The sequence below is a fragment of the Pseudomonas sp. NFX224 genome (assembly GCF_048565165.1).
Classification (GTDB): Bacteria; Pseudomonadota; Gammaproteobacteria; order Pseudomonadales; family Pseudomonadaceae; genus Aquipseudomonas.
Map to the genome: position 1 here is coordinate 4,545,395 of NZ_CP183416.1, position 25,534 is coordinate 4,570,928.

The following is a 25,534-nucleotide window of genomic DNA, read 5'->3' on the forward strand; positions in this document are numbered from 1 at the left end:
TTCAATCTATCCCGACAAACCCACCCGTCTGATGCAGCCACAACCGCGCATACAAGCCGCCGAGGGCCAACAATTCGGCATGACTACCGGTTTCGGCGATCTTGCCGTTCTCCAGCACCACCAGCCGGTCCATCCGGGCAATGGTCGAGAGTCGGTGGGCGATGGCGATCACGGTTTTGCCCTGCATCAGGGTTTCCAGGCTTTCCTGAATTGCCGCTTCGACTTCCGAGTCCAGTGCCGACGTGGCTTCGTCCATGATCAGGATCGGTGCATCCTTGAGCAGCACGCGGGCGATGGCGATCCGCTGACGCTGGCCGCCGGAGAGTTTCACCCCGCGCTCCCCAACGTGAGCATCGAAACCGATGCGACCTTCAGCGTCCGAAAGCGTTGGAATGAACCCGTCGGCCCGAGCCTTGTGCACCGCCTCCCAGAGTTCGGTGTCGGTGGCGTCGGGTTTGCCGTAAAGCAGGTTGTCGCGGATCGAGCGATGCAGCAGGGACGTGTCCTGAGTAATCATGCCGATGCGTTCACGCAGGCTTTCCTGGCCGACGTCGGCGATGTTCTGGCCGTCGATGAGAATCTTCCCGCCCTCCACGTCGTAGAGGCGTAGCAGCAGATTGACCAAAGTCGATTTGCCGGCACCGGACGGGCCGATCAGGCCGATCTTCTCACCCGGTTTGATCGTCAGGTTAAGCCCGCCGATGATCCCGCTGCGCTTGCCGTAGTGAAAGTCCACGTTCTCGAAACGCACTTCGCCACGGGCCACGGTCAACGGTTTGGCCTGGTCACGGTCGGTCACGCTGACCGGCTGCGAAATGCTCTGCAAACCGTCCTGCACCATGCCGATGTTTTCGAAGATGCCGGTGACCACCCACATGATCCAGCCGGACATGTTGACGATGCGGATCACCAGCCCGGTGGCCAGCGCAATGGCGCCCACGCTGATCAGCGATTGCGTCCACAGCCACAGGGCCAGGCCGGTGGTGCCGACGATCAGCAAACCGTTCATGCTGGTGATGACCACGTCCATGCTGGTGACGACACGGCCGGCCAGTTGGGCTTTTTCGGTTTGTTCCTTGATCGCTTCGCGGGCGTATTGTTGTTCGAAATTGGTGTGGGCGAACAGCTTCAGGGTGGTGATGTTGGTGTAGCCATCGACGATCCGCCCCATGAGTTTTGAGCGTGCATCGGAAGCAACCACCGAGCGATCCTTGACCCGTGGTACGAAGTAATAGAGGGCGCTGATGAAGGCGACGATCCAGGTCAGCAGCGGAATCATCAGGCGCCAGTCGGCTTCGGCGAACAGCACCAGCGAACTGATCGCGTAGATCAGCACGTGCCATAACGCATCCACCGCTTGCACGGCTGAATCGCGTAGGGAGTTGCCGGTTTGCATGATGCGTTGGGCGATACGACCGGCGAAGTCGTTCTGGAAAAAATTCAGGCTCTGCTTGAGCACGTAACTGTGGTTTTGCCAGCGGATCAGGCTGGTCATGCTCGGGCTGAGGGTCTGGTGCACCAGCAGGTCATGCAGGCCGACGAACACCGGACGCAGGATCAACGCGACGACCACCATCCAGGCCAGTTCGATGCCGTGTTCCTTGAAGAAATCGGCGTTGGGCGTGCCTTGGGCCAGGTCGATGATGCGGCTCAGGTAGCTGAACAGCGCCACTTCGATCAGTGCGCCGAACAGGCCGACGATCAGCAGGGCGACAAAACTCGGCCAGACCTGCTTGAGGTAATAGGTGTAGAAGGGCAGGACGCGGTCCGGTGGAGCGGCTGTCGGGGCGTCGCGGAAGATGTCGATCAGTTTTTCAAAACGGCGATAAAGCATTGTTTTTTCGCCCGGGACCGGGCTCTCCTTTAAACGGTTTGAGCGTTGCCGGCAGCACCTGCAACGGCTCGGACATCCCTGTCCAGCTTAGTCTCAGTCGATGCGCTTGGCCGACTTGATGAACACCGGGTCAGCCGGCACGTCTTTCATGCCGCTGCGAACGGTGGTTGGCGAATTGACGATGATGTCGACCACGTCCATGCCTTTGACCACTTTTCCGAACACTGCGTAGCCGTCACCTTGGTCGAGGAAGTCGTTGTCCTTGACGTTGATGAAGAACTGGCTGGTGGCCGAGTCAGGTACCGAGGTGCGGGCCATGGACAAGGTGCCACGGACGTTGACCAGACCGTTTTTGTGCTCGTTCTTGATCGGCGCCTTGGTGTCCTTTTGCTGCATTTGTTGGGTGAAGCCGCCGCCCTGGACCATGAAACCCGGGATTACGCGGTGGAAAATCGTGTTGTTGTAGAAGCCGCTGTCGACGTACTCAAGGAAGTTCTTGGTACTGATCGGGGCCTTGACTGGGTCCAGTTCGATTTCGATCTGGCCGTTGGTGGTTTCCAGCAATACATGAGGCGCCTTGGCAGGCGTTGCAGCCATCAGGTTGGCGGCAAACAGAACGGAACCAGCGGCGAGGGCGATTTTTTTCAGCATGGGTCAGTGATCCTGAGTGGTGGTGTCGACTGCGGTGAGGAACTCGAGCAGTGTTTGGTTGAAAGTTTCGGGCTGGTCCAGCGGGGTGGCATGACGCGAATCGGCGATCACTGCCAGCCGCGCATTGGGCAGCAGTCTTACGTAGTTTTCCTTCAGCGAGACCGGCGTGTAGTCACGGTCGGCGCTGACGATGAGGGTTGGACAGGTGACCTTCGAAAGTCGTTCCTGAACGCCCCAGCCGACAATGGCATCGAAGCTGGCGAGATAAGCATGTTTGTCGTTTTTTGCCCAGCGCTCGGCCATCTTTTGTCGCAAATCCGCCTGTTCGGGTTTGGGAAACAATTTGCCGCCCAGAGCTTTGCCGATGGTGCGAAGACTGAGTGCGCGCATCAGGCTCCAGCGTTTGAACCACTGCCAGTAGTCGTCCCGGCTGCGTAATTTGACCTCGGGCGCGCTGTTGACGATGCACAGGCTCTTCAGCAGGTCGGGCTGATCGACACCGAGTTGAAACCCGATCATGCCCCCCATGGAAAGTCCTACGTAATGTGTCGGGCCAAGGTTCAGATGCTCCATGAGCGCGATCAGGTCGGCGCTGAAACCGGCGATGCTGTAGCGCTCGCGGGGTTTGTCGGAGCGGCCGTGACCGCGCACATCCGGGACGATGACCCGGTAACGCGCCGCCAGCGTGGGGATCTGTTTTTCCCAGTCCAGTGTGCTTGAGCCTAAGCCGTGGACCAGCAGCAACGGCGCCCCGTGGCCATATTCCTCATAGTGCAGGTTGCAACCTTCGTGTTCGAAATAGGCCATGCATTCACTCCGTGTCAGGCTTGTTCAGGGGCGGCGAACGGTGCGTCCAGTGGGGCGGTGTCGAAGGTGCGCAGCAGTTCGACGAGAATCTGCGTTGCCGGACCGAGCGGTTTGTCCTTGTTCGAATACAGGTAAAAACTCGGGTTGCGGCTGCCGCCCTGATCCAAAGGTAGCAGCTTGAGCGTGCCTTCCTTGAGTTCCCGCTCGATCATGTGCCTTGGCAGCCAGGCGAACCCCAGACCGCTGCCGACGAACGTCGCAGCGGTGGCCAGGCTGCCGACGGTCCAGCGTTGTTCAGCACCGAGCCAGCCGACGTCCCGTGGTTGCTGGCGCCCGGAGTCACGGATGACCACTTGCAGTTGGCTTTCCAGGTCCTGGAAATTCAATTCGCGGTTGAGGCGATGCAGGGGATGTTCCGGGTGAGCGACCGCGACAAACTCGACGTCGCTCAACTCCGCCCCCAGATATCCGGGAATACTGAAACCGCTGATGGCCAGGTCGGCGACGCCTTCGAGCAATACTTCTTCCACGCCCGACAACACCTCTTCGCGCAGACGCACGCGACAGCCTCGACTTTGCGGCATGAACGCGGTCAGGGCGCGGACGAGGCGGGCGTTCGGGTAAGCGGCGTCGACCACCAGGCGCACTTCGGCTTCCCAGCCTTGTTCCATGTGGTGGGCCAGGTCTTCCAGCTGACTGGCCTGTTTGACTAATTGCCGAGACCTGCGCAGTAGCACACCCCCAGCTTCGGTCAGCACCGCTTTACGGCCGTCGATACGCAGCAACGGCACGCCGAGCTGGTCTTGCATGCGCGCCACGGTGTAGCTGACCGACGATTGCGAGCGGTGCAGCGCCTCGGCGGCCTGGGCGAAACCACCGTGGTCAACCACGGCCTGAAGCGTTCGCCATTGATCAAGGGTCACGCGGGGCGCTTTCATGATGAGCTCCTGTTGTCCTAAGCTGCGCAGTTCTTATTGGAGACTGCTGAATGAAAAATCTGTTTTATTCAAGATCGGCTGTTGTACTGCTGGCGATGTTGCCACTGACGGCGTTTGCTTATCCGATCGACGTACAAAAAGAGCTCAATGGCCTGAAGATCGACTACACGACCTACGCTTCCGATTACGACATGGGTTCCATCACCGTGAACAACTACGGCGACACCGCTGCCGAGTGCTCGGTGGTGTTTCGCAATGGTCCTGAGTCGCCGAAGACTCGCAGGATCAACCTCGACGCCGGCAAAAGCGCGGATCTTTCAGCCAAGTTCAACCGCAAAATCATCAAGCTGTACATCAGCATGACCTGCAAGCCGAAATGACATCCAGCGGAGCAGGCAACTGACCATGCTCCGCTTATAAACGAAATTATTGATCGGTTATAGCAGTTATTTGCGCTTTTTCATCGATATGACACTGTTTAACCTTCACTCCATCGACTTACAGCATTCTCAGATGGAGGCTACATCCCATGTCCCGCGTTCTGATCATCGAAAGCAGTGCCCGTCAGCAAGACTCGGTTTCCCGTCAACTGACCCAGACCTTCATCAACCAGTGGAAAGCCGCACACCCGAAAGACGAGATCAGCGTTCGTGACCTCGCCGTCAACCCGGTGCCGCACCTGGACATCAACCTGCTGGGCGGCTGGATGAAACCTGCCGAGCAGCGCAGCGACATCGAACAGCTTTCCCTGGAACGCTCCAATCAGTTGACCGACGAGCTACTGGCCGCCGACGTACTGGTGATGGCCGCGCCGATGTACAACTTCGCGATTCCAAGCACACTCAAAGCCTGGCTTGACCATGTGCTGCGTGCCGGTGTCACCTTCAAGTACACCGAAACCGGTCCTCAAGGTCTGCTGAGCGGCAAGCGCGCCTACGTGCTGACGGCCCGCGGCGGGATCTACGCCGGTAGCACTGCGGATCACCAGGAACCGTACCTGCGTCAGGTCATGGGCTTCATCGGTATCCACGACGTGACGTTCATTCACGCCGAAGGCATGAACCTGGGTGGCGACTTCCAAGAGAAAGGCCTGAACCAGGCGAACGCCAAGCTTTCCCAAGTGGCCTGACCCGTTAATCGCCAGATAATCACCGGATGTTCTAGTGACTTGGCGCAACCCTTCAAGCCTGTACGCGCATCGAACCTCCCTTTGCACTTATTGCTCCTGAGTGCTGCCGCCCGATTGAACGCTTTAGCGAGATCGGGCTTTTTTTTGTCTGCGATTTGGCGAACACCGGCAAAACCTGCGAGCCTGCTCGCGATGGCGAAGTGACAGTCGACGCTGATGTTGGCTGATCCACCGCTATCGCGAGCAGGCTCGCTCCTACAGGGATTTGCGTGTTTCAGAGATCGCGATAAGGGACAAAACCCGCTATCGTCGCCGCCATTCAAAACGAGGCGAGCATGGGCTATCTACTTTTTGTCACGCTGATCCAGGCGTTTTCCTTCAGTCTGATCGGCGAATATCTGGCCGGTCATGTCGACAGTTACTTCGCGGTGCTGGTGCGTGTGCTGCTGGCGGGGCTGGTGTTCATTCCGCTGACGCGCTGGCGTTCCGTGGAGCCGGCGTTCATGCGCGGCATGTTGCTCATTGGTGCGCTGCAGTTCGGCGTGACCTACGTCTGCCTGTACCTGAGCTTTCGCGTGTTGACGGTGCCGGAAGTGCTGTTGTTCACCATCCTTACGCCGCTGCACGTGACCCTGATCGAAGATGCGCTGAACCGCCGCTTCAATCCCTGGGCCTTGATCGCGGCATTGGTGGCGGTTGCAGGCGCGGCAGTGATTCGCTATGACCGGATCAATCCCGACTTCTTCATGGGTTTCCTGCTGCTGCAACTGGCCAACTTCACCTATGCCGCCGGGCAGGTACTCTATAAGCATCTGGTCGCACGGCATCCGAGCGACCTGCCGCATTACCGGCGCTTCGGCTATTTCTATCTGGGGGCATTGGCAGTGGCGTTGCCGGCGTTCCTGCTGTTCGGCAAGCAAAATTTCCTGCCCGAAGCGCCGCTGCAATGGGGGGTTCTGCTGTTCCTCGGCCTGGTCTCGACCGCGTTGGGGTTGTACTGGTGGAACAAAGGCGCGTGCCTGGTCAATGGCGGGACACTGGCGGTGATGAACAACCTGCATGTGCCGGTGGGGTTGCTGATCAATCTGCTGATCTGGAATCAGCATGAGGAACTGGGGCGGTTGTTCCTTGGCGGGAGTGTGATTCTGGCGGCGGTGTGGATCAGCCGACTGGGCATCCGCAAATCCCCAGCCACCGCATAACCACTGTAGGAGCCAGCAGGCTGGCTCCTACAGTGGTTATGCGGTGTTACATCACGTGTTTATCGGGCGCAGGAATATGGCTCGCGCCCAGCACCGCCGGCAGCAACCCGGCGCGTAAATCCGTACCACTGGGCTGCTGGTACAGGCTCAAGCCAAACTCCGGCAGCACCGCCAGCAAGTAATCGAAAATATCCCCCTGGATCCGCTCGTAATCGGCCCACGCCGTGGTGCGGGTGAAGCAATAGATTTCCAGCGGAATGCCCTGCGCGGTGGTCTGCATCTGCCGAACCATGCAGGTCATGTTCGGCTGGATATCCGGGTGGCTCTTCAAGTACGCCAGCGCATAGGCGCGGAACGTGCCGAGATTGGTCATGCGTCGGCGATTGGCCGACATGGCCGCGACGTTACCCTGGGCCTCGTTCCACGCCTTCAGTTCGGCCTGTTTGCGGGACATGTAGTCCGTCAGCAAATGAACCTGAGCCAGCTTTAGCTCTTCTTCATCGCGCAGAAAACGCACGCCGCTGGCGTCGATGAACAGGCTGCGTTTGATCCGGCGACCACCGGAAGCCTGCATGCCACGCCAGTTCTTGAATGACTCGGACATCAGGCGCCAGGTCGGGATCGACACGATGGTCTTGTCGAAATTCTGCACTTTGACCGTGTGCAGCGTGATGTCCACCACATCACCATCGGCACCGACTTGCGGCATCTCGATCCAGTCGCCGACCCGCAGCATGTCGTTGCTGGTCAACTGCACGCTGGCGACGAACGACAGCAGGGTGTCTTTGTAGACCAACAGAATCACCGCCGACATGGCGCCCAGACCCGACAGCAGCAACAGCGGCGAACGGTCGATCAGCGTGGCGACGATGATGATCGCGCCAAACACGTACAAAACCATTTTCGTCAGTTGCACATAGCCTTTGATCGAGCGGGTGCGGGCGTGTTCGGTGCGGGCGTAGATGTCCAGCAGCGCATTGAGCAGGGCGCTGACCGCCAGCAGCAGAAACAGGAAGGTGAAGGCCAGCGCCACATTGCCGAGAAAATTCAGACTGGTTTTGCTCAGGTCCGGCACCAGGTTGAGGCCGAACTGGATCACCAGGGAGGGGGTTATCTGCGCCAGGCGATGAAACACCTTGTTGTGCAGAAAGTCGTTGATCCAGTGCAGCGCCGGCTGACGGCTGAGCATCTTGGCCGCATGCAGTATGAGATAGCGCGCCACCCGTCCGAGGACCAGCGCAATCGCCAGCAGCAGCAACAGCGACAGGCTGGAGTGCACGAGCGGATGCTGGTCGAGGGCACCCCAAAGGTCCAGGATGTTGATCCAGAGCTGTTTGATATCCATGGCTAAAACGATTCTTCTGTAGGACGCGAGAGGCGATTAGAGCATTTAAGACGCTTTGTATTACGTTCGGGGACAAATCAGGCAACAAAAAAGCCACTGTTTACTGTCGTTTGCATAAAGAAACTCGGCCTCGGCGCTCGAAACCGTTACCCTATGCAGCTGATTTTTTGTATTTCTTCGAGGTAGCACCCGTGTTTTCCCAATTCGCCCTGCACGAACGCCTGCTCAAAGCCGTGGACGAGCTTAAATTTGTCGAGCCTACGCCTGTGCAAGCCGCGGCCATTCCGCTGGCGCTCCAAGGGCGTGACCTGCGGGTGACAGCGCAAACCGGTAGCGGCAAAACCGCTGCATTCGTTTTGCCGATCCTCAATCGCCTGATCGGCCCGGCCAAGATCCGCGTCAGCATCAAGACCCTGATCCTGCTGCCGACCCGTGAGCTGGCCCAGCAGACCTTGAAAGAAGTTGAACGCTTTTCACAGTTCACCTTCATCAAGTCCGGCCTGATCACCGGCGGTGAAGACTTCAAGGTCCAGGCAGCCATGCTGCGCAAGGTGCCGGACATCCTGATCGGTACGCCGGGCCGGATGATCGAGCAGCTAAACGCCGGCAACCTCGACCTGAAAGAAGTCGAAGTGCTGGTACTCGACGAAGCCGACCGCATGCTCGACATGGGTTTTGCCGAGGACGTACAGCGTTTGGTGGACGAGTGCACCAACCGTCAGCAGACCATGCTGTTCTCCGCCACCACCGGTGGTTCGGGCCTGCGCGAGATGGTCGCCAAGGTGTTGAACAACCCCGAGCACTTGCAGCTCAACGCGGTCAGCCAGCTGAACGAAACCACCCGTCAGCAAATCATCACCGCTGACCACAACCAGCACAAAGAACAGATCGTTAACTGGTTGCTGGCCAACGAGACCTACCAGAAGGCCATCGTGTTCACCAACACCCGGGCCATGGCTGACCGTATCTACGGTCGTCTGGTGGCGCAGGAATACAAGGCGTTCGTGCTGCACGGTGACAAGGACCAGAAAGATCGCAAACTGGCGATCGACCGCCTGAAGCAGGGCGGGGTGAAAATCCTCGTCGCGACCGATGTCGCTGCTCGCGGCCTGGACGTGGACGGCCTCGACCTGGTGATCAACTTCGACATGCCGCGCAGCGGCGACGAGTACGTGCACCGCATCGGTCGTACCGGCCGCGCCGGTAACGATGGTTTGGCCATCTCGCTGATCTGCCACGGCGACTGGAACCTGATGTCGAGCATCGAGCGCTACCTCAAGCAGAGCTTCGAGCGACGCACCATCAAGGAAGTCAAAGGTGCCTACGGCGGACCGAAAAAGGTCAAGGCCTCGGGCAAAGCTGTCGGCGTGAAGAAGAAAAAGACCGACGCCAAGGGCGACAAGAAAAAAACTGCCGCCAAGACCCCGACCAAGCGCAAGAGCGTCAATCGCCCGAAAAGCGATTCGCTGGTGAGCAAGGACGGCATGGCCCCGCTGAAGCGCCGCAAGCCGGAAGCACCGGCTGCTGAATAAAGAAAGCACCGTAGATTCAAGAAAAACCCGGACACTGTCCGGGTTTTTTGTGCCTGGTGTTTATCAGCTATCGGCTTTTTTCTCGGCCGTTCCCAGCTCTTTCAAGCGCTGATTGATCAACTGGCACTTGTCCGGCAGATCTTTTGCGGCTGTTCCCAGATCCATCTTTTGCAACTCTTCGTTGATTTCCTTGGCCTTCGCCGGGTTCTGTTCAGTCAGCCTAGTCACTTCCTTGGCCAATTGCTCGCGCTTGGCGGTGGCCTCTTCCGGTGTACAGGCCCAGGCGGGCAGAGCGCAGGCGAGGGTGGCGGCGAGGGTGAGTTTGAGCAGGGTTTTCATGGGGCAGGCCTCAGTTCCGGTTAAGGCGGGTTAATCGGTTGAGGCCTGAAGGATGCAAAAAGTTCAGGCGCATTTTCACCCGCTGTGGCAGCAACTGGCAGGAGCAGCGTCGTCATACTTGTCGTGATGTTTTACCCACTCCATGATCTCCTCTTCATTGCGCCCCTTGGGCGTCAAATCCAGGTAGTTATAGGCGCCTACCAGCATGTCCAAGCCTCGGGCATAGGTCGAGTAGGTGTGAAAAATGTCGCCCTTTTCGTTGCGATAAAACACGCTCAAGCCTGGGAGTTCTTCCTCTGAGCCGTCAGTTTTTTCGTAGTTGTAGGTCGCCTTTCCCGCAGCGACATCTTCGGCCCGGGCCGAGACGCCAAAGTCGTAGTTGAAATCGCAGCCTTCTGACGATACCCAATCAAAGTCCCAGCCCATACGCCGCTTGAACGCCTGGAATTCGGCGAATGGTGCGTGGGACACCGCCACCACGGCCACGTCATGGTGGGCCAGATGCTGATTGGCACCGTCGATATGGTCGGAAAGGAACGAGCAACCAGGGCAGCCTTCGTCCCAGCCATCGGCAAACATGAAGTGATAGATGACCAGTTGGCTGCGGCCGCCGAACAGGTCGGCGAGCTTCAGTTCGCCGCTGGGGCCTTGGAAGTGATAGTCCTTGTCGATTTTCAGCCAGGGCAAGGCGCGGCGTTCGGCGCTGAGCTTGTCCCGTTCTTTGGTGAAGGCTTTTTCGTGGGCCAGGTGTAGTTTGCGAGCGGCGAGCCATTCTTCCCGGGACACGACGGGATGATTCTGAATGTTCATGGTGATTTCTCCTGCGTGGGGCTGGGAGGTGACTTACACAGCCTAGTCGTTTGGCTTGCCGGGAATTCGACATACCGCCGGTCGGTAGAGGCAAAAAAACGGGCTGAACGGCTGTAGTCCATGCCGGTCACAACTGATGTAGCCCCTCACTCACGGGCACCGGAGGTTGCAGGATGACGACTTATAACTGGGATTTGATTGAGCGCTTGCTGCATGAAGTGCAGCGCGGTGAAGCCAGCTTCACGCCACGACCTTATGCCGAGCAGTACGCAGCGGAAAAGGCGTCGGACGGTGAGCAGACAGAGAACCTCGACCATCTGAAAGCGGTGGCGGGTGAGTACGAAAAGTTACTGCTGGAGCGGGGTTACATCGAGCCTCGGCCGGAGGAGCAGGGTGGCACTGGGTCCAATTACATTTTGACGCCTCGGGGTTCCAGTTTACTGAGCCTGATCGACAGCAGCATTCCGGGCAATGATCATCCGCGGCAGGTGCTTGATGAGCAGGAAGATGCGCTGGATGAAGTGACGTTTGAAGAGGTGGCGTCGAAGGCGCAGATTGCCTGACCTGTCTTTGATTTCCCTGTAGGAGCGAGCCTGCTCGCTCCTACAATGTGTTGTGTTGAACTCAACTCTGGCGTGCAGCCTTCAGGCATTTCAAATCACTAAAGTCCTTCTTCACCCCCTCGATTTTCGTCAGCAACCGCTGACGCTGCTCCGGCGTGCTTTCAGCCATCAAATCGACGAACAGCGAGCGTGCCTGCGCTTCCGTAGCGGCGAAAGCCTGGCGATAAGCAGGCGTCCATAAACGCTCGCGTTCAACCAGAAGCGTCTCGATTCGTTGTGGGAATTCTGGGCTGTGGCGCTGCGCTACGGCCGCACTGAATTGTTTCTGCCAGTGGACGCGATTGGCGATCCACTGCGTGTTCTGGTCGCCCAAGGCATTCGACCATGCCACGACGCGCTGTTGCTGAGTGGCGTTCAAGGGGCCAAGCCAGTCACCCAGGCGTTTTTCCATGCGCTCGCCACGTTCCTTGATCTGCTGGTCGAGGGACGGCTTCAGGTATTGCACCTGGCGTTTGCGCTGGTCTTTGGCGAAGGCCTCGTTCATTTCGGCGACCTGCGTGTCATCCAGCCCTTGCAGTAGTTCGACCGCAGAGGGGGTGATTTCCCGGGCGGTTTCGGCGATGGCCTGTTTCGCTTCCAAGGCGCGTGCTTGCAGGGCGGCATCGGTGACCTGATTGGTGGCGACCATGGTTTGCAGTCGATCCAGCCAGTCAAGGTAGCCCGGCATTTGCGTGGTGCAATGCCAGCTCAAGTGTTCCTTGAGGCGCTCGTTGAACCAGCCTTTTTGCTCACCGTTCATGTCCAGGTAGTCGCCGAGCGTCCAGGGAATGATCACGTCGAGGTTGCGGTAGGCCAGGCCCATGCGGCTGCACGCGCAGAGGGCGAGGCTGAACATGAGCACGAAGGCGATCTTTTTTAACCAGCGAGACATGGGCGAGTCCTTGCGAAAGCCTGGCTTTGGGGGCTGATTCTCATGTGAACGCAGGATGAGCCCGGCAGTTCAGCCAATCAATAGAAGGCGCGTTCAGCCTTGAGGGTAACGAGCCCGTCACACTGACTGTTATGCCCGGAATAGGCTGAACAATAGCTGCCGCTGAGGCTGGAGTCGCTGTAAATCAGGTTGAGGTCGATGCCCATGAACGGTCGGGACAGTTTCACTGACCAATCGGTGAAACTTCCTACGTAACCACCGTCCACCGCCACGGGCGTGTTCAATTGGTGAGTGGTGTATTTCATGCTGAGCCCGATACCGAAGGGCTGATTGCCGCTGAGGTCGGCGAACAGGGTGCTGTTCTGTTTGTCCGGGTCGTTGCTCAACGCGATGCCGAAACGACTACCGAGCAAGGTCAGGCCACCGAACAGCTCCTGGCTGTCGAGCGTATCCACTTCGGGATAGCTGTAATGGATCATGCCCACTTCGTAGCCGAAGGTTTGGTCGAAGGGCTGTTTAAAGCCTGCGTAGGAATCGATTTCGAGATTCTTCCCCTGGCTGATGCCCATGCTGGGCGACCATTGACCAAAGTAGAAACCGCTGCTGTGCGTCAGGTCCAGACCGCCATGGAATGAGCCGATGGCCGAGGGTTTGACCAGGCCTTGGGCCATGCTGCGGCTGGGACTGGTGCCGAGCTTGAGATCGAAATCCCCCAGCTCGCGTTGAAAGATTTGCCCATGGGCGATCGAACACGCCAGAAGGCTGGCCAGCAGGATGGGTAAGCAGGAGGGTTTGAACATGCGTCGCTCCATGAACAGCGAGGGCGGGCGGGAGAGCCTGCTGAAACGCTTGATCTAGACGCGTGCAAGGATACCGACGAATGACAGGCTTCGAGGGCCGTTCGTCGATTTTTACAAGATTGATTGTTTGCGGGGGAGTTATTGCGAGGGTTCCAGTCCAGGCGCTTCGAAGCTCAAAGCGCCCAGGGACCAGGTGAAGCGAAGGGTGTTACTTTTTGCCCAAGGTGATCTGCTTGGACGGGCCGAACGTCTGGCCGCTGACGCCTTTGGCAATTTGCTGGATTTCACCGCCGGATTTGAGGAATGCAGCGATCTGGCTGTTGATCGATTCGCTGGTTTCAACGGCTGGAGCTGGCTTTGCTTTGCTGGTGGATGCTTTTACACGCATGGCGGCCATTAACCTGTAGAAAATTAACTTGGCCACACATCGTACAGGAATTACCTGCAATTTGCTTGGCAAATATCCCTTGGGCGTTTCAGGTGGCGGACAAAACAGGCTGCGAATTGTTGTGGGTCTATTTTCCCTAAGTCGCTGTTTTAAATAAAAACATGTCTCGAAAAATCGCTTTTCGTGCCTGGCAGGCAGTGAGGAAAGTCGTCGGGACGGTCAGACGAGCGGCCAGCTGCCCATGGCAAAAGCCAGGAAAATTAAGGCCTTCGCAGGATTTTCTTACGCCACCGGGCCGGCCACCGAACGCGGCCTGTAAAACCGGGTAGAATGCCGCCACGTAATGAGGGTATTGGACATGGCTTTAGTCGGACGTTACAACAGTTTGCAAGTGGTTAAACACACTAACTTCGGTTTGTATCTGGACGGTGGCGCGGATGGCGAAATTCTTTTGCCTAATCGTTATATTCCAAAAGATATTCCCAGCGAAGATGAAGACTGGTTAAACGTTTTTGTTTATCTGGATAGCGATGACAAACTTATCGCAACCACTGAAAAGCCAAAAGTTCAGGTGGGTGAATTCGCCAGTTTGAAAGTTGTTGAAGTCAACAGCATCGGCGTGTTCCTGGATTGGGGGCTGCCGAAGGATCTGTTGCTGCCGTATTCCGAAGAAAAACGTCAGATGACAGCCGGCGAGTACACCGTGGTGCATGTCTACCTCGACAAGCACACCCGCCGCATCACCGCGACGGCGCGTCTGGACCGCTACCTGGACAAGACGCCAGCCAACTACACCCCGGGCCAGGAAGTTGACTTGCTGGTTGCCGAAGCCACCGATATGGGTTTCAAGGCAATCATCAATAACAAGCACTGGGGTCTGATTCACAAGAATGAAATTTTCAAGTTTATGCGCGCCGGTAAAGAAGAGAAGGGCTTCATCAAGGAAGTTCGTGCCGATGGCAAGATCAGCCTGAGCCTGCAACCGGTCGGCCAGGAAGCGGCCACCAGCCTGAACTCGAAGATCCTCTCCAAGTTGCGTGAGAACAACGGCAGTCTGCCGGTCAGCGACAAGAGCGATCCGACGGTGATCAGCAGTATGTTCGGCGTCAGCAAAGGCAACTTCAAGAAGGCCATCGGTGCGTTGTACAAGAATGGCCAGATTGTCATTCATGCCGATCGCATTGAGCTGAGCTGACACTTGAAACACCCTGCGGCAGCGCCTGCAGGGCAGCGTTTTGCTTTTACTGCCGAGTCTGGGTCATGGATTGTGCAATCGAGGTGTTCCGGTGAGCGTCACCCGGCGTAGCGCCGATGGTTTTGCCCTGCAAGTGATGCTGGGTTTGTGCCTGGTCTGGGGCGTCCAGCAGGTGATGATCAAATGGGCGGCGCCCGACATTGCGCCGGTCATGCAGGCGGCCGGGCGCTCGGGCATGTCCGCGTTGCTCGTGGGTTTGGTGATTTGCTGGAAGGGCGGCTGGGATCAGGTCGGTGCTACGTGGCGCGGCGGGCTGTTGGCCGGCGCCTTGTTTGGCCTGGAGTTTTTCTTCATTTCCGAAGGCCTGCAACTGACCACTGCCGCTCACATGTCGGTGTTCCTCTACACCGCGCCGATTTTTACCGCGCTGGGCGTGCACTGGTTGTTGCCCAGTGAGCGGTTGCGGCCGGTGCAATGGCTGGGGATCATTCTGGCTTTTGTCGGGATCGGCATCGCGTTTGCCGGCGGGGTGTCCTGGGATAACCTCGATCGCCGCATGTTGCTGGGCGATGCCTTGGGCGTACTGGCGGGTGCCGCATGGGGCGCGACCACAGTGGTGGTGCGCGCTTCGCGTTTGTCAGAGGCGCCGGTGACCCTGACGCTGTTCTATCAGTTGATCGTTGGTTTCGTCGGTTTGCTGTTGATCGCGCTGCTCAGCGGCCAGATCACCCACGTCAGCCTGACCACCGTGGCGGTGGCCAGTGTGTTGTTTCAAGGTGTGGTGGTGTCGTTTTTCAGTTACCTGATCTGGTTCTGGCTGTTGCGCCGTTATCTGGCGGCGAACCTGGCGGTGTTTTCGTTCATGACGCCGCTGTTCGGCGTCACGTTCGGTGTGGTGTTGCTGGGCGAAGAGCTGAGCCTCAACTTTGTGATCGGCGCAGTGCTGGTGTTGCTGGGCATCACCTTTGTCAGCGCTGAGCAGTGGGTGCGCCGCCGTTTGCGCAAAGCGCTTGGACAGTCCTGAGCGGACTGAACAGCAAACTCCCGGCGACCACCAGACCAATGCCCGCGACCACCAGCGCGGGCTGCAAGCCACCGCTGAAGTGGCTGCTCAAAGCCGCCAGCAACGGTCCGCTGAGTTGGCCCACGGCAAAACAGGCGGTCAGCAGGCCTGCATTGCGTTGCGTCGCGTGGGGCGCCAGTTCACGCGAGCATTGCATCACCAGTTGCATGCAGGCCAGGAACGGCGTGCCACACAGAATTACCCCGAGCGCGAGGCCGGGACCATTGCTCAGCAGACAAGCGAATACACCCGCCGCCTGCAGCCACAGTGTGGCGATCAACCAGTGCCGTGTCGTTCCCGATGTTGGCCGACGCATACTCACCAACACCACGCCGATCGCCGCCGCCAAGCCGAAGCACGGCCAGAACAGATCGGCCTGCCATTGGCCATGGAACTGAGCGCTGGCCATTTGTGACAGGAACGTGGCCGGGATGATGTAGCCCACGCCGTACAAGGCATAGACCAGTCCCAGCCGGCCGATACCACGATTATCTGAATCCGCGACGCTCGCGACAGTGGCCACGCTTGCCTGAGGCTGCGGCAGGATTCGCACGATGCCCAGCAACATCAGCAGGCCGACGGCGGCGTACACCAACCATAACGTGGCGGACGTCTGACCCAGCAGGTTCGAGACCAAGGCCAGTAAGCCTGTCAGAAAAATCCCCAAACCCGGTCCGGCAAATACCAGGGCGCCGAGTCGCGGGCGTCCTGCGGCGGCAGCTAGCGGCTGACTCAGCGCGGTGATCATCACCAGTACCCAGGCGCTGGCCACGCCAGTACCGAAGCGCAGGATCAGATGCGGCCAGAAGCCGTTCGCCCAGAACGAGGCGAGGGTCAGCAGCACACACAGCCACAAGCCACCCAGCAGACGGCAGCGGACTTGCGAGGGGCGCCGGGAAAACATCGCGTCCACGGCACCGAGGAAGTAACCGAGGTAATTGGCGGCGGCAATCAGGCCGGCGGCGGTCAGGTCGATCTGACCTTCACTGAGCAGGTGCGGCAGTTGCGGGGTCAGGGCGAAACGGCCGATGCCCATGGCCATCATCAGGGCGATAAAACTGGCGGACAATCGAATCAAGGGCGACATGGTCAGAGTTCCAGCGGAGGTTCAATGACCGTCAGGCTAGGATCGATTGACTTTCTTTAAAAATGAATAATAGTGAGTAAGTTGTTCTTTTTTGGAGAAATGCGTGGAATTCAGTCAATTGCGGATCTTCCAGGCGGTGGCGGAGGAAGCCTCCATCACCCGTGCTGCCGAACGCCTGCACCGGGTGCCGTCCAACCTGTCGACCCGGCTCAAGCAACTGGAAGAGCAGTTGGGCGTAGAACTGTTCGTTCGCGAGCGTCAGCGTTTGCTGTTATCGCCTGCGGGAAAAGTTCTGCTGGATTACACCGACAAGTTATTCGCCTTGCACGACGAAGCGCATGCGGCGGTGCAAGGTGGCCAACCGGCCGGCGACTTCGTGCTCGGCACCATGTACAGCACCGCCGCCATTCACCTTCCGGCGCTGTTGGCGCGCTATCACCGGCGTTACCCGTCGGTGAATCTGCAAGTGCAATCCGGGCCCAGCGGTGAGCTGCTGGAAGGTTTGCTCACAGGCCGCCTCGATGCGGCGCTGGTGGACGGTCCGCCGGAATTGTCCGGGCTCGATGGGGTGTTGTTGTGCGAGGAGCGGCTGGTGCTGATCAGTGAGGCTGATCACCCACCGGTGCTCAGCGCTCGGGATGTGGAAGGGCGTTCGGTTTTCACTTTTCGTCCGGGTTGCTCCTATCGGACCCGTTTGGAGTCCTGGTTCTCCTACGATCACGCCGCCATGGGCCGGGCAATGGAGATCGAATCCTATCCGGGGATGCTCGCGTGCGTGATTGCCGGCTCCGGTGTGGCACTGATGTCGGAGTCGATGCTCGCCAGTCTGCCGGGCCGTGAAAGTGTGGCGGTCCACCCGCTGTCTGAGCCGTTTGCCACGGCAACCACCTGGCTGATGTGGCGCAAGGGCATGGTCGGGGCCAATCTGAATGCGTGGATCGAGGAGCAGCAAGCGGTCTATCCGTCGGCGCAAAGCCAGGCCCGAGCAATTGCATGATTTAATGCTGGCCGATTGTGATCGATTCAGTAACAGATCATTGCCACTTTGGGCGAGCATTGCTCAGGACTTCGGACTATTATCAGTGCGAAGGGGCTACAGAATTTTGGCCGCTCGGCACTACCCTGAAGGGGGCATCATGAAAGAGAAAATCCAAAACTGGCTGCACGACCTGGGTGTCGCACTCGGTTTGATCGAACCGCCTCTGCAACCTGTGCCTATTCGTACTGACGACGAACAGCGCCGACGCCAGCAGCGTCGCCGCTGAACGGATACATCGTCGGTGGAGAGGATGGTTTTGTGGCGAGGGAGCTTGCTCCCGCTGAGCCGCGAAGCGGTCCCTCTTGACTGCACTGTTGCAATTGTTGCGCTTCGACATATTTTGCGAGGGCTTCGCACTCGAGCGGGAGCAAGCTCCCTCGCCACAAAGGGTGTATTCGCTGTGATGACGCTTGTTGTCAATGCCGCCCGATTTCCATCAAAAACCGGCTCAAGTCATTGGCTGTCCTGGCCGTATTGAGCATCCGGTCTTCTTCGGCGGTGAATGCCGTCAAGCCGAGTTCGTCTTCCAGATGGAAGATCAACTCTTCGATATCCGATTTATCCAATCCCAACTGCGCCAGACTGGCGTTGTCGTCGAAGTCATCCCGGCCCTCCAGCAAGCGGCTGATGTATTGATGAACGGCAGCACGAACGGCGGCTCTTTTCATGAGAGTTCTTCAGGGACGTCAAGGTAGTTCGCCCTGAGGATCAGTACAGCAGGCTTCAGCCGTGCGAGCGCTGCCACTGGTCAATCATGTGGTGCAGATGCTCCCCGGAAAAACTGCCGAAATGCCCGCCATGCACCGTGCGGACCGGCAGGGCGCTCAGGCGCTGCAGGCTGCGTGCGTAGTCGTCGAGATTGGAATGGTAGGCGTCTTCGATCAGCGGCCCATCATAGATGATGTCGCCGCTGAACAGCGTCTTGGTCGCTGCTTCATACAGGCTGATGCCGCCAGGCGAATGCCCCGGCGTGTGCAGCACTTGCAGCACACGGTTACCCAGGTCCAGTACATCCCCATCTTCGACAAACCCCGTGGCCGGAGCCGCTTTGACCTTGTATTCGGCGTAGCACAACGGGCAATCAGGGTGTGCCTCGAACATGTCGTCGGCGACGAAGGCTTTGCTCAAGTCATTCTCGCCGTCCGGTGCGGCGAGGATGTCGGACTCGGCGGGGTGCACCAGTCGCTCAGGGAATTCATGGTGCCCGGCGATGTGGTCGAAATGGCAATGGCTGGCCACCGCCACCAGCGGCCGCTCGGTAATCCACGGCAACTGCTCGCGCAGGCTGACCAGCCCGGAACCGCTGTCCAGCAACAGATCCTTGTCTCGGCCTTGGATATGCCAAAGGTTGCAGCGATAGAAGGGGCGAATGTAGGGCTCGTGAATCAGCCGAACACCCTCGCAGAGCTGTTTCACCTCGAACCACTGGTCGCGGCTGACAATCTTCATGAGCACTTTCCTTCAGACGAAAAAAAACGGGTGTGGCAACCGACGCCACACCCGTCGAAGAAAGCATCAAGTCGTTATGATCAGCTTAGGCGGCGCTCGCCAGTGTTGCCGGGCGACGGGAGATCAGGCTGACGAGCACGAAGCTCACGAGGCTGACACCGAGGCTGTAATAGATCGGCGAGTTGGCATCCATTCCGTCCTTGAACATGAAGACCAGGGCGGTAACAAAGCCCAATGTCATGGCCGCGATTGCGCCGGCGGTGGTGGCGCGTTTCCAGAAGATCGCACCCATCAGCGGAATCAGCATGCCGCCTACCAGCAGGTTGTAGGCGAGGGTCAGGGCGCTGATCACGTCATTGACCACCAGTGCGATGCCCAGCACAACAATACCGGTCAACAGGGTGAACAGGCGGTTGGTGGCGATGTTCGACTCTCTACCGCCGCGCAGTTTCGGCAGCAGGTCTTCTGTCAGGGTGGTCGACGCAGCCAGCAGGCCGGCGCTGGCGGTGGACATCATCGCTGCCAGGGCAGCAGCAATCACCAGGCCACGGATGCCGTCCGGCAGCGAGACTTTGACGATAGCGGCGAAGGCGTTGTTGACGTTGTCCAGATCCGGGATCAGCACGTGGGCGGCCATACCGATCAGGGCGCAGACCAGACCGTAGATGATGCAGTAGATACCGGCCGAAGTACCGGCATACTTCGCCACTTTTTCGCTCTTGGCGGTGAACACCCGTTGCCAGATGTCCTGACCGATCAGGATGCCGAAGAAGTAGATCATGAAGTAGGTGATGATGGTGTCCCAGCCAATGCTGGTGAAGTTGAAGCTGGCCGCCGGCAGTTGCGCGACCAGTTGATCCCAGCCACCCACACGGTACAGGCAGATTGGCAACAGCAGGAACATCAGGCCGACGGTCTGGATACCGAACTGGACGATGTCGGTCAGGGTCAGCGACCACATGCCGCCGATGGTCGAGTAAATGACGACGATGCCGCCGCCTACCAGTACAGAGACCCAGAACGGCAGGTCAAACAGCACTTGCAGTACGGTGCCGATGGCCAGGATCGAAACCACGCCGATCATCAAGGCGTAGGCCAGCATGATGGTTGCGCTGGCGGTACGGGCCATTGGGTTGTAGCGCTTTTCCAGCACCTGGGTGACGGTGAACACTTTCAGTTTCAGCAGCGGTTTGGCGAGGAACAGGTTCAGCGCGATGATCCCGCAGCCCAGTGCGGCGCACAACCAGAAACCGGAGATGCCGTGCACGTAGCCCAGACGCACGGTGCCCACGGTAGACGCGCCGCCCAGAACGGTGGCGGCCATGGTGCCCATGTACAGGCTCGGGCCGAGGTTACGACCGGCGACCAGGTAGTCTTCGTGGGTCTTGGCCTTGCGCATGCCGTAGTAGCCGAGTAACAGCATCGCTGCGGCGTAGATGAGTACGACGATTAAATCCAAAGCCATGATGGCGTGTCTCCGATTGTATTTTTTATGTGAGGCGAAAATCAGGCGACGGGTTGCATCGCCGGTTTAACGAGCGGGTCCGTGCTCTTGCTGCGTGAATCATTCGGGCCGAATACGGCGCTCGCTTCCGGGAACATCTTGAGCAACACCAGGTACACCACCGAAGCCAGGCCCAGGGTGACCGGCAAACTGATGTCAATGCCATCGGCCAGGTTGCCCAGCGGGCCGACGAACTGCCCCGGCAGGTTCACGAAGCACAGGCCGACGGCCGCGCTCGGAATCCAGGCACCCATGCCACGCCAGTTCCAGCCGTGGGTGAACCAGTAACGACCACCTTTCTCGCCACGGGTGAACACTTGCAGGTCATCCGGGCAGTAGAAGCCGCGACGCGTGACCAGGCCGATGATCATGATCACCATCCATGGCGTGGTGCAGGTGATGATCAGTACGGCGAAGGTCGACACGCTCTGCACCAGGTTCGCCGCGAAGCGACCGATGAAGATGAAGGCAATCGACATCACGCCGATCAGCAATGTGGCCTTGACCCGCGACAGCACCCGTGGGAACACGCTGGACATGTCCAGCCCGGTGCCATACAGCGAGGTGGTGCCGGTGGACATGCCGCCGATCACCGCAATCAGGCACACCGGCAGGAAGAACCAGGTCGGCGAAACCGCCAGCAGGCCGCCGACATAGTTGTTGGCCGCGATGTAGTCCGGTGCCTTGATCGCCACGATGGTGGCGGTGGCGAGGCCGAACAGGAACGGAATCAGCGTGGCCAGTTGCGCGGCGATCACCGAAATCATGATCCGGCCTTTCGGCGTTTCACGCGGGATGTAGCGCGACCAGTCACCGAGGAACGCACCGAAGGAAATCGGGTTGCTCATGGCGACCAACGCTGCGCCGATGAACGCGGCCCAGAAACCGGCCTGGCCCATGGCGACTGTGCCTGCGTACTGGCTGTCGAACGCCGGGGCGAAAGCAAAGATGCCCAACAGGAACAACAGGCTGGCCGCCCACACCGCAATGCGGTTGACCCACAACATGAAACGGAAGCCGTAGATGCACACCGTCAGAACCAGCAACGCGAACAGACCGTAGGCCAGGCCCAGGGTCAGGTCGGTTTCCGGCAGATCGATCAGGCGTTTGGCGCCGCCCACCAGTGCATCGCCCGAACTCCAGACGGAGAGCGAGAAGAACGCGATAGCGGTCAACAGCGACAGGAAAGAACCGACGATTCGCCCGTGCACGCCGAAGTGTGCACCGGAAGACACGGCGTTGTTGGTGCCGTTGATCGGGCCGAACAGGCCCATCGGCGCGAGGATCAATGCACCGAGCACCACGCCCAGCACAATCGCCCAGACGCCTGCCTGAAACGACAGGCCGAACAGTACCGGGAAACTGCCAAGCACGGCGGTGGCAAAGGTATTGGCGCCGCCGAAGATCAAGCGAAACAGGTCGCTGGGCCGGGCGGTGCGCTCATTGTCCGGGATCTGTTCGACCCCGTTTGTTTCGATGCTGCTAAGGCTTTGTTCGTTGTTGTTGTTATTCATGATCTGCTCCGATCATAAAGGCGCGCTCATCGTGCGTGAGCGTCACCTGTTTGGCTAAGGGGTTGGCAGCCCTTCCGGCATTGCGGACAAATGTTCGTGACAGGCCAGCCATAGGCCTTGTTGTTCTTGGCCAGACGCTTGTTTCTTGAAAACAATCGTCTCGCGCTCCTGGCTGAAGTGTTGCTCCCCTTGCATGCGCAGCTCGGTGGCCACGTCATGGATGAAAATCGCCACGTCACCCTGCAGGCTGACGAAGGCGTTGCTCGACGTGCACGACAGCACTTCGAAGCCGTCCTCGGCACGCCAGCTGTCCCACAACGCCTGGTAGGCATCGCGCGACAGCAGCGGCTGTTCGAGGGTGTAGAAGACGAAGCTGGCTTCAACGCTGAACGCGCCGAAGTAGGCTTCGCGATCGTTACGGGCGAAGGCGGACACCAGGTCGGCGGCCGCTTTCAAAACCTCATCACGTGGGTTCATGACTGATCCTCAGCGATGGACCACGCCAGGCAGTACGCAGAGCATTTCGTACAGCAGGTTGGCGGCCAGCAGCGAGGTGTTGCCGGTGGTGTCGTAAGCGGGCGAGACTTCTACCAGATCGCAACCGATCAGGTCGAGGCCTTGGCAGCCGCGAACGATTTCGATCGCCTGAATGGTCGTCAGGCCACCGATTTCCGGGGTGCCGGTGCCTGGTGCCCAGGCCGGGTCGATACCGTCGATGTCGAAGCTCAGGTAGACCGGACCGCCGCCGACTTTCTCGCGAACTTCGGCCATCAGTGGCGCCAGGGATTTGTGCCAGCACTCTTCGGCCTGGACCACACGGAAGCCCTGGTTGCGGCTCCAGTTGAAGTCGTCAGCGGTATAGCCCTGGGCGCGCAGACCGATTTGCACAACGCGGTCCGGGTCGATCAGGCCTTCTTCGACGGCGCGACGGAAGGTGGTGCCGTGGGCGATTTTCTCGCCGAACATGTGATCGTTCACATCGGCGTGGGCGTCGATGTGCACCAGGCCAACCTTGCCGTGCTTTTTATGGATGGCACGCAGGATCGGCAGGGTGATGGTGTGGTCGCCACCCAGGGTCAGGGGAATCACATCGTGTTCGAGGATGTTGTCGTAGGATTCTTCGATGATCCGTACGGCATCCAGCAGGTTGAACGTGTTGATCGCCACGTCGCCGATGTCGGCAACCGACAGCGAGTCGAACGGTGCGGCACCGGTGGCCATGTTGTACGGGCGGATCATCACCGATTCGGCGCGGATGTCACGCGGTCCGAAACGGGTGCCGGGGCGCAGCGAAGTACCGATGTCCAGTGGCACGCCTACGAAGGCAGCGTCCAGACCGGCAGCGGTAGGTACGTGGGGGAGTCGGAGCATGGTGGCGATGCCGCCGAAGCGCGGCATTTCGTTGCCGCCCAGTGGTTGGTGAAGAATCTTGTCCACGGGTAGGGCCTCATCGTCGTTGTTTTATTTATGTCGGTTGCGCCGTTCACGGAAGGGACGGGCACCGTTGTGGGGCGATTCTGCGAAATGTAGTGGCCGGGAAGAATCGCTACGGGCAAATACTTAGTTCAGGTTTTTCTAAACTAATGGCTGGGACAGCGATAGACTTACGGCGCTCCACAGAATCCTGTGGCGAGGGAGCTTGCTCCCGCGGGGGTGCGAAGCAGCCCCAAACCATTGATCTCAGTGCGGCAGACAAACCACATGAGCAGGTTTTACGACTGCTGCGCAGCCGAGCGGGAGCAAGCTCCCTCGCCACAAGAGCAACATGCTTTACCCAGCAAATGGAGCCCGCCATGGCCAACGCTTTACCCGACCTGAAACTATTGCGCATCTTCGTCAGCGTGGTGCGTCATCAGGGATTCGCCAACGCCCAGCAAGAGCTCAACCTCTCGACGTCGGCCATCAGTACCTACATGAGCCAGCTCGAAGCGGCGCTGGGTCTGGTGCTGTGCCATCGTGGGCGCGGCGGTTTCAGCCTGACCAGCAAGGGTGAGCTGTTCCATCAGGAAACCCTGCGTCTGCTCGGCGAACTGGAAGGCTTCGAGCAATACGCTGCTGCGCTCAAAGGCGAATTGCGCGGCACACTGAACCTTGGAGTGATCGATTCCACGGTCAGCGACAAGGCCTTGCCGTTTGCTGAAGCCATCGGCGCCTACAGCCAGGAACACCCGGCCGTGCACTTGCACCTGTCGGTGATGAGCCCTTATGAGTTGCAGCTTGGCGTGCAGGACAACCGTCTCGACCTGGCCATCGGCGCGTTTTCCACGCGCATGAGCGGTCTGGTGTACATGCCGTTGTACCGCGAGCAGCACTGGCTTTATTGCAGCACGCGGCATCCGTTGTTCAACGAGCGGCGCATTCCCGAGCAGGTCATCACCCAGCAGCGCATGGTCGGTCGCGGTTATTGGAGCCAGGCCGAACTGGCGCGTCACGGCTTCAAGCACAGTGCCGCGACGGTAGAAAGTATGGAAGCGCAGCTGATTCTGGTGCTGTCCGGCGCCTACATCGGCTACCTGCCGGAGCACTACGCCCAGGCTTGGGCCGACAAGGGCGATCTGCGTGTGCTGTTGCCGGCGACGTTCGGTTATCAGGCGCCGTTCTCGATGATTGTGCGTCGTGGCCGCAGCCGCGAACCGTTGATCCAGACTTTCCGTGATCTGCTCAAAGCACAACTGAATCAGGCCTGAAGACCATGTCCAGAATCCAATGCCCGCGCTGCCTGCGTCCGCAAAGCCATTGCCTGTGCCCGTTGATCCCCAGCCTCGACAGCCGCACCCGGGTGTTGCTGTTGCAGCATCCGAGCGAAGTGAACCATGCGTTGAATACCGCGCGGCTGGCGGCGCTGGGGTTGAAGCATGCCGAGTTGATCGTCGGTGAGGTGTTCGAGGATTTGCCCAGCCTATTGAATCAGTCGGGGTATCGGGCGCGGTTGTTGTTTCCCGGTGAAAACGCGCAGCCGATGCAGGCTTGTGCGGTGACGGATGAGCCACTGTTGCTGGTGGTCCCGGACGGCACCTGGCGCAAGGCGCGCAAGATGCTGCACCTCAATCCGTTGCTGGCAGCATTGCCGAGGGTGACGCTGGCTGAAGGCGGCGTGTCCCGTTATCGGCTGCGCAAAGCGCCGGGGCCGGGGGCGTTGTCGACGGTGGAAGCGATTGTTCAGGCGCTGGAAACCCTTGAGGCACCGACCTCGTTTGCGCCGTTGTTGAAGCCGTTCGAGGCGTTGATCGAGGGGCAGATTGCGGCGATGGGGGAGGAGGTTTTCCAGCGTAATCATGCCGACAAGTAAGGGTTGTTTGTGCGGGCCTCATCGCGAGCAGGCTCACTCCCACATTTTGATCGGGTTCCTCCAGGAGAAATGCGGTCCACTGCAGGAGCGAGCCTGCTCGCGATGGCGTGAGTTCAATCACCACA

General features: G+C 59.1%; 28 protein-coding genes. 11 read left to right on the forward strand and 17 right to left on the reverse strand.

All coding sequences use genetic code 11. The annotated features are described in order from the left end of the window. Position 1: 1 nt before the first annotated feature. The 4 genes from ACNYC6_RS20785 to ACNYC6_RS20800 form a co-directional block, all read right to left on the reverse strand. Positions 2 to 1,834 (reverse strand): ABC transporter ATP-binding protein, encoded by a 1,833-nt coding sequence (locus ACNYC6_RS20785; protein WP_419708945.1) that lies wholly within the window; start codon positions 1,832 to 1,834, stop codon positions 2 to 4. A 93-nt stretch (positions 1,835 to 1,927) separates the two neighbouring features. Beyond that, complete coding sequence (locus ACNYC6_RS20790; RefSeq protein WP_419708946.1) at positions 1,928 to 2,485, reverse strand: peptidylprolyl isomerase; 558 nt, start codon at positions 2,483 to 2,485, stop codon at positions 1,928 to 1,930. Between the two features lie 3 nt (positions 2,486 to 2,488). Then, positions 2,489 to 3,292, reverse strand: a complete 804-nt coding sequence (locus tag ACNYC6_RS20795) for an alpha/beta fold hydrolase (protein WP_419708947.1) — start codon at positions 3,290 to 3,292, stop codon at positions 2,489 to 2,491. A gap of 14 nt (positions 3,293 to 3,306) precedes the next feature. Beyond that, positions 3,307 to 4,230 (reverse strand): LysR family transcriptional regulator, encoded by a 924-nt coding sequence (locus ACNYC6_RS20800; protein WP_416129744.1) that lies wholly within the window; start codon positions 4,228 to 4,230, stop codon positions 3,307 to 3,309. A 50-nt stretch (positions 4,231 to 4,280) separates the two neighbouring features. On the opposite strand from ACNYC6_RS20800, the gene ACNYC6_RS20805 reads away from it, so the two are divergent. The 3 genes from ACNYC6_RS20805 (at position 4,281) to ACNYC6_RS20815 (ending at position 6,561) form a co-directional block, all read left to right on the forward strand. After that, positions 4,281 to 4,610: a 3-phosphoglycerate kinase gene (locus ACNYC6_RS20805; RefSeq protein ID WP_419708948.1), complete on the forward strand. Its 330-nt coding sequence runs from the start codon at positions 4,281 to 4,283 to the stop codon at positions 4,608 to 4,610. A 149-nt stretch (positions 4,611 to 4,759) separates the two neighbouring features. Beyond that, positions 4,760 to 5,359: an FMN-dependent NADH-azoreductase gene (locus tag ACNYC6_RS20810; protein WP_419708949.1), complete on the forward strand. Its 600-nt coding sequence runs from the start codon at positions 4,760 to 4,762 to the stop codon at positions 5,357 to 5,359. Positions 5,360 to 5,694: 335 nt separating this feature from the next. Beyond that, positions 5,695 to 6,561 carry a carboxylate/amino acid/amine transporter gene (locus ACNYC6_RS20815; protein WP_419708950.1) on the forward strand — a complete coding sequence of 289 codons (867 nt, stop codon included), beginning with the start codon at positions 5,695 to 5,697 and terminating at the stop codon, positions 6,559 to 6,561. 46 nt (positions 6,562 to 6,607) lie between these two features. Here the strand turns inward: ACNYC6_RS20815 and ACNYC6_RS20820 are convergent, their stop codons facing one another. Beyond that, the gene (locus tag ACNYC6_RS20820; protein ID WP_419708951.1) at positions 6,608 to 7,906 is read right to left on the reverse strand and encodes a mechanosensitive ion channel family protein; all 1,299 of its coding nucleotides are present in this window, start codon (positions 7,904 to 7,906) and stop codon (positions 6,608 to 6,610) included. Between the two features lie 191 nt (positions 7,907 to 8,097). On the opposite strand from ACNYC6_RS20820, the gene ACNYC6_RS20825 reads away from it, so the two are divergent. Beyond that, positions 8,098 to 9,438, forward strand: coding sequence for a DEAD/DEAH box helicase (locus ACNYC6_RS20825; protein ID WP_419708952.1), 1,341 nt, complete (start codon positions 8,098 to 8,100; stop codon positions 9,436 to 9,438). Between the two features lie 63 nt (positions 9,439 to 9,501). Here ACNYC6_RS20825 and ACNYC6_RS20830 read toward each other — a convergent pair whose 3' ends face one another. After that, complete coding sequence (locus tag ACNYC6_RS20830; RefSeq protein ID WP_419708953.1) at positions 9,502 to 9,777, reverse strand: hypothetical protein; 276 nt, start codon at positions 9,775 to 9,777, stop codon at positions 9,502 to 9,504. Between the two features lie 75 nt (positions 9,778 to 9,852). Continuing rightward, the gene (locus tag ACNYC6_RS20835) at positions 9,853 to 10,587 is read right to left on the reverse strand and encodes a DUF899 domain-containing protein (RefSeq protein ID WP_419708954.1); all 735 of its coding nucleotides are present in this window, start codon (positions 10,585 to 10,587) and stop codon (positions 9,853 to 9,855) included. Positions 10,588 to 10,760: 173 nt separating this feature from the next. Between ACNYC6_RS20835 and ACNYC6_RS20840 the strand changes: the two genes are divergently transcribed. Further along, positions 10,761 to 11,150, forward strand: coding sequence for a transcriptional regulator (locus ACNYC6_RS20840; RefSeq protein WP_419708955.1), 390 nt, complete (start codon positions 10,761 to 10,763; stop codon positions 11,148 to 11,150). 61 nt (positions 11,151 to 11,211) lie between these two features. Here the strand turns inward: ACNYC6_RS20840 and ACNYC6_RS20845 are convergent, their stop codons facing one another. The 3 genes from ACNYC6_RS20845 to ACNYC6_RS20855 all read right to left on the reverse strand — a co-directional run bounded on the left by ACNYC6_RS20845 (position 11,212) and on the right by ACNYC6_RS20855 (position 13,278). Next, the gene (locus tag ACNYC6_RS20845) at positions 11,212 to 12,081 is read right to left on the reverse strand and encodes a DUF6279 family lipoprotein (RefSeq protein ID WP_419708956.1); all 870 of its coding nucleotides are present in this window, start codon (positions 12,079 to 12,081) and stop codon (positions 11,212 to 11,214) included. A gap of 77 nt (positions 12,082 to 12,158) precedes the next feature. After that, entirely contained in the window at positions 12,159 to 12,881 is a 723-nt protein-coding gene (locus tag ACNYC6_RS20850; protein WP_419708957.1) for a TorF family putative porin, read from the reverse strand. Between the two features lie 208 nt (positions 12,882 to 13,089). Then, the gene (locus tag ACNYC6_RS20855) at positions 13,090 to 13,278 is read right to left on the reverse strand and encodes a hypothetical protein (protein ID WP_015096330.1); all 189 of its coding nucleotides are present in this window, start codon (positions 13,276 to 13,278) and stop codon (positions 13,090 to 13,092) included. Between the two features lie 349 nt (positions 13,279 to 13,627). Between ACNYC6_RS20855 and ACNYC6_RS20860 the strand changes: the two genes are divergently transcribed. Beyond that, complete coding sequence (locus tag ACNYC6_RS20860; protein WP_419708958.1) at positions 13,628 to 14,464, forward strand: S1 RNA-binding domain-containing protein; 837 nt, start codon at positions 13,628 to 13,630, stop codon at positions 14,462 to 14,464. 91 nt (positions 14,465 to 14,555) lie between these two features. Further along, the gene (locus tag ACNYC6_RS20865) at positions 14,556 to 15,488 is read left to right on the forward strand and encodes a DMT family transporter (RefSeq protein WP_419708959.1); all 933 of its coding nucleotides are present in this window, start codon (positions 14,556 to 14,558) and stop codon (positions 15,486 to 15,488) included. Here the strand turns inward: ACNYC6_RS20865 and ACNYC6_RS20870 are convergent. Next, positions 15,433 to 16,614: an MFS transporter gene (locus tag ACNYC6_RS20870; protein WP_419708960.1), complete on the reverse strand. Its 1,182-nt coding sequence runs from the start codon at positions 16,612 to 16,614 to the stop codon at positions 15,433 to 15,435. The genes ACNYC6_RS20865 and ACNYC6_RS20870 overlap by 56 nt on opposite strands. 103 nt (positions 16,615 to 16,717) lie before the next feature. Here ACNYC6_RS20870 and ptrR point away from each other — a divergent pair, with 103 nt between their 5' ends. After that, on the forward strand, positions 16,718 to 17,611 hold the full coding sequence (ptrR, locus tag ACNYC6_RS20875) for a putrescine utilization regulator PtrR (RefSeq protein ID WP_419708961.1): 894 nt from the start codon (positions 16,718 to 16,720) through the stop codon (positions 17,609 to 17,611). 139 nt (positions 17,612 to 17,750) lie between these two features. Next, a complete protein-coding gene (locus ACNYC6_RS20880) occupies positions 17,751 to 17,879 on the forward strand; it encodes a PA1414 family protein (protein WP_007914492.1) in 129 nt (42 codons plus the stop codon). A gap of 190 nt (positions 17,880 to 18,069) precedes the next feature. On the opposite strand, the gene ACNYC6_RS20885 is transcribed toward ACNYC6_RS20880, so the two are convergent. From ACNYC6_RS20885 to speB, 6 genes are all read right to left on the reverse strand, one after another. After that, entirely contained in the window at positions 18,070 to 18,321 is a 252-nt protein-coding gene (locus ACNYC6_RS20885; protein ID WP_419708962.1) for an acyl carrier protein, read from the reverse strand. A gap of 55 nt (positions 18,322 to 18,376) precedes the next feature. After that, entirely contained in the window at positions 18,377 to 19,102 is a 726-nt protein-coding gene (locus tag ACNYC6_RS20890; protein ID WP_419708963.1) for an MBL fold metallo-hydrolase, read from the reverse strand. Between the two features lie 85 nt (positions 19,103 to 19,187). Next, on the reverse strand, positions 19,188 to 20,567 hold the full coding sequence (locus ACNYC6_RS20895; protein ID WP_419708964.1) for a sodium:solute symporter: 1,380 nt from the start codon (positions 20,565 to 20,567) through the stop codon (positions 19,188 to 19,190). 41 nt (positions 20,568 to 20,608) lie between these two features. Beyond that, positions 20,609 to 22,120, reverse strand: a complete 1,512-nt coding sequence (locus ACNYC6_RS20900; RefSeq protein WP_419708965.1) for a purine-cytosine permease family protein — start codon at positions 22,118 to 22,120, stop codon at positions 20,609 to 20,611. Between the two features lie 54 nt (positions 22,121 to 22,174). Further along, positions 22,175 to 22,597, reverse strand: a complete 423-nt coding sequence (locus tag ACNYC6_RS20905; protein ID WP_419708966.1) for a YybH family protein — start codon at positions 22,595 to 22,597, stop codon at positions 22,175 to 22,177. Positions 22,598 to 22,606: 9 nt separating this feature from the next. Next, positions 22,607 to 23,557 carry an agmatinase gene (gene speB, locus ACNYC6_RS20910; protein ID WP_056853080.1) on the reverse strand — a complete coding sequence of 317 codons (951 nt, stop codon included), beginning with the start codon at positions 23,555 to 23,557 and terminating at the stop codon, positions 22,607 to 22,609. 356 nt (positions 23,558 to 23,913) lie between these two features. Here speB and ACNYC6_RS20915 point away from each other — a divergent pair, with 356 nt between their 5' ends. Both ACNYC6_RS20915 and ACNYC6_RS20920 read left to right on the forward strand, forming a co-directional pair. Next, positions 23,914 to 24,807 carry a LysR family transcriptional regulator gene (locus tag ACNYC6_RS20915; protein ID WP_007972518.1) on the forward strand — a complete coding sequence of 298 codons (894 nt, stop codon included), beginning with the start codon at positions 23,914 to 23,916 and terminating at the stop codon, positions 24,805 to 24,807. Positions 24,808 to 24,812: 5 nt separating this feature from the next. Beyond that, positions 24,813 to 25,409, forward strand: a complete 597-nt coding sequence (locus tag ACNYC6_RS20920) for a tRNA-uridine aminocarboxypropyltransferase (RefSeq protein ID WP_419708967.1) — start codon at positions 24,813 to 24,815, stop codon at positions 25,407 to 25,409. Positions 25,410 to 25,534: the final 125 nt, after the last annotated feature.

Bases quoted from the DNA above. Each gene is read 5' to 3' on its own strand.
- ACNYC6_RS20785 (WP_419708945.1), bottom strand. From the start codon at position 1,834: ATGCTTTATCGCCGTTTTGAAAAACTGATCGACATCTTCCGCGACGCC.
- ACNYC6_RS20790 (WP_419708946.1), bottom strand. From the start codon at position 2,485: ATGCTGAAAAAAATCGCCCTCGCCGCTGGTTCCGTTCTGTTTGCCGCC.
- ACNYC6_RS20795 (WP_419708947.1), bottom strand. From the start codon at position 3,292: ATGGCCTATTTCGAACACGAAGGTTGCAACCTGCACTATGAGGAATAT.
- ACNYC6_RS20800 (WP_416129744.1), bottom strand. From the start codon at position 4,230: ATGAAAGCGCCCCGCGTGACCCTTGATCAATGGCGAACGCTTCAGGCC.
- ACNYC6_RS20805 (WP_419708948.1), top strand. From the start codon at position 4,281: ATGAAAAATCTGTTTTATTCAAGATCGGCTGTTGTACTGCTGGCGATG.
- ACNYC6_RS20810 (WP_419708949.1), top strand. From the start codon at position 4,760: ATGTCCCGCGTTCTGATCATCGAAAGCAGTGCCCGTCAGCAAGACTCG.
- ACNYC6_RS20815 (WP_419708950.1), top strand. From the start codon at position 5,695: ATGGGCTATCTACTTTTTGTCACGCTGATCCAGGCGTTTTCCTTCAGT.
- ACNYC6_RS20820 (WP_419708951.1), bottom strand. From the start codon at position 7,906: ATGGATATCAAACAGCTCTGGATCAACATCCTGGACCTTTGGGGTGCC.
- ACNYC6_RS20830 (WP_419708953.1), bottom strand. From the start codon at position 9,777: ATGAAAACCCTGCTCAAACTCACCCTCGCCGCCACCCTCGCCTGCGCT.
- ACNYC6_RS20835 (WP_419708954.1), bottom strand. From the start codon at position 10,587: ATGAACATTCAGAATCATCCCGTCGTGTCCCGGGAAGAATGGCTCGCC.
- ACNYC6_RS20840 (WP_419708955.1), top strand. From the start codon at position 10,761: ATGACGACTTATAACTGGGATTTGATTGAGCGCTTGCTGCATGAAGTG.
- ACNYC6_RS20845 (WP_419708956.1), bottom strand. From the start codon at position 12,081: ATGTCTCGCTGGTTAAAAAAGATCGCCTTCGTGCTCATGTTCAGCCTC.
- ACNYC6_RS20850 (WP_419708957.1), bottom strand. From the start codon at position 12,881: ATGTTCAAACCCTCCTGCTTACCCATCCTGCTGGCCAGCCTTCTGGCG.
- ACNYC6_RS20855 (WP_015096330.1), bottom strand. From the start codon at position 13,278: ATGGCCGCCATGCGTGTAAAAGCATCCACCAGCAAAGCAAAGCCAGCT.
- ACNYC6_RS20860 (WP_419708958.1), top strand. From the start codon at position 13,628: ATGGCTTTAGTCGGACGTTACAACAGTTTGCAAGTGGTTAAACACACT.
- ACNYC6_RS20870 (WP_419708960.1), bottom strand. From the start codon at position 16,614: ATGTCGCCCTTGATTCGATTGTCCGCCAGTTTTATCGCCCTGATGATG.
- ACNYC6_RS20880 (WP_007914492.1), top strand. From the start codon at position 17,751: ATGAAAGAGAAAATCCAAAACTGGCTGCACGACCTGGGTGTCGCACTC.
- ACNYC6_RS20885 (WP_419708962.1), bottom strand. From the start codon at position 18,321: ATGAAAAGAGCCGCCGTTCGTGCTGCCGTTCATCAATACATCAGCCGC.
- ACNYC6_RS20890 (WP_419708963.1), bottom strand. From the start codon at position 19,102: ATGAAGATTGTCAGCCGCGACCAGTGGTTCGAGGTGAAACAGCTCTGC.
- ACNYC6_RS20895 (WP_419708964.1), bottom strand. From the start codon at position 20,567: ATGGCTTTGGATTTAATCGTCGTACTCATCTACGCCGCAGCGATGCTG.
- ACNYC6_RS20900 (WP_419708965.1), bottom strand. From the start codon at position 22,120: ATGAATAACAACAACAACGAACAAAGCCTTAGCAGCATCGAAACAAAC.
- ACNYC6_RS20905 (WP_419708966.1), bottom strand. From the start codon at position 22,597: ATGAACCCACGTGATGAGGTTTTGAAAGCGGCCGCCGACCTGGTGTCC.
- ACNYC6_RS20915 (WP_007972518.1), top strand. From the start codon at position 23,914: ATGGCCAACGCTTTACCCGACCTGAAACTATTGCGCATCTTCGTCAGC.
- ACNYC6_RS20920 (WP_419708967.1), top strand. From the start codon at position 24,813: ATGTCCAGAATCCAATGCCCGCGCTGCCTGCGTCCGCAAAGCCATTGC.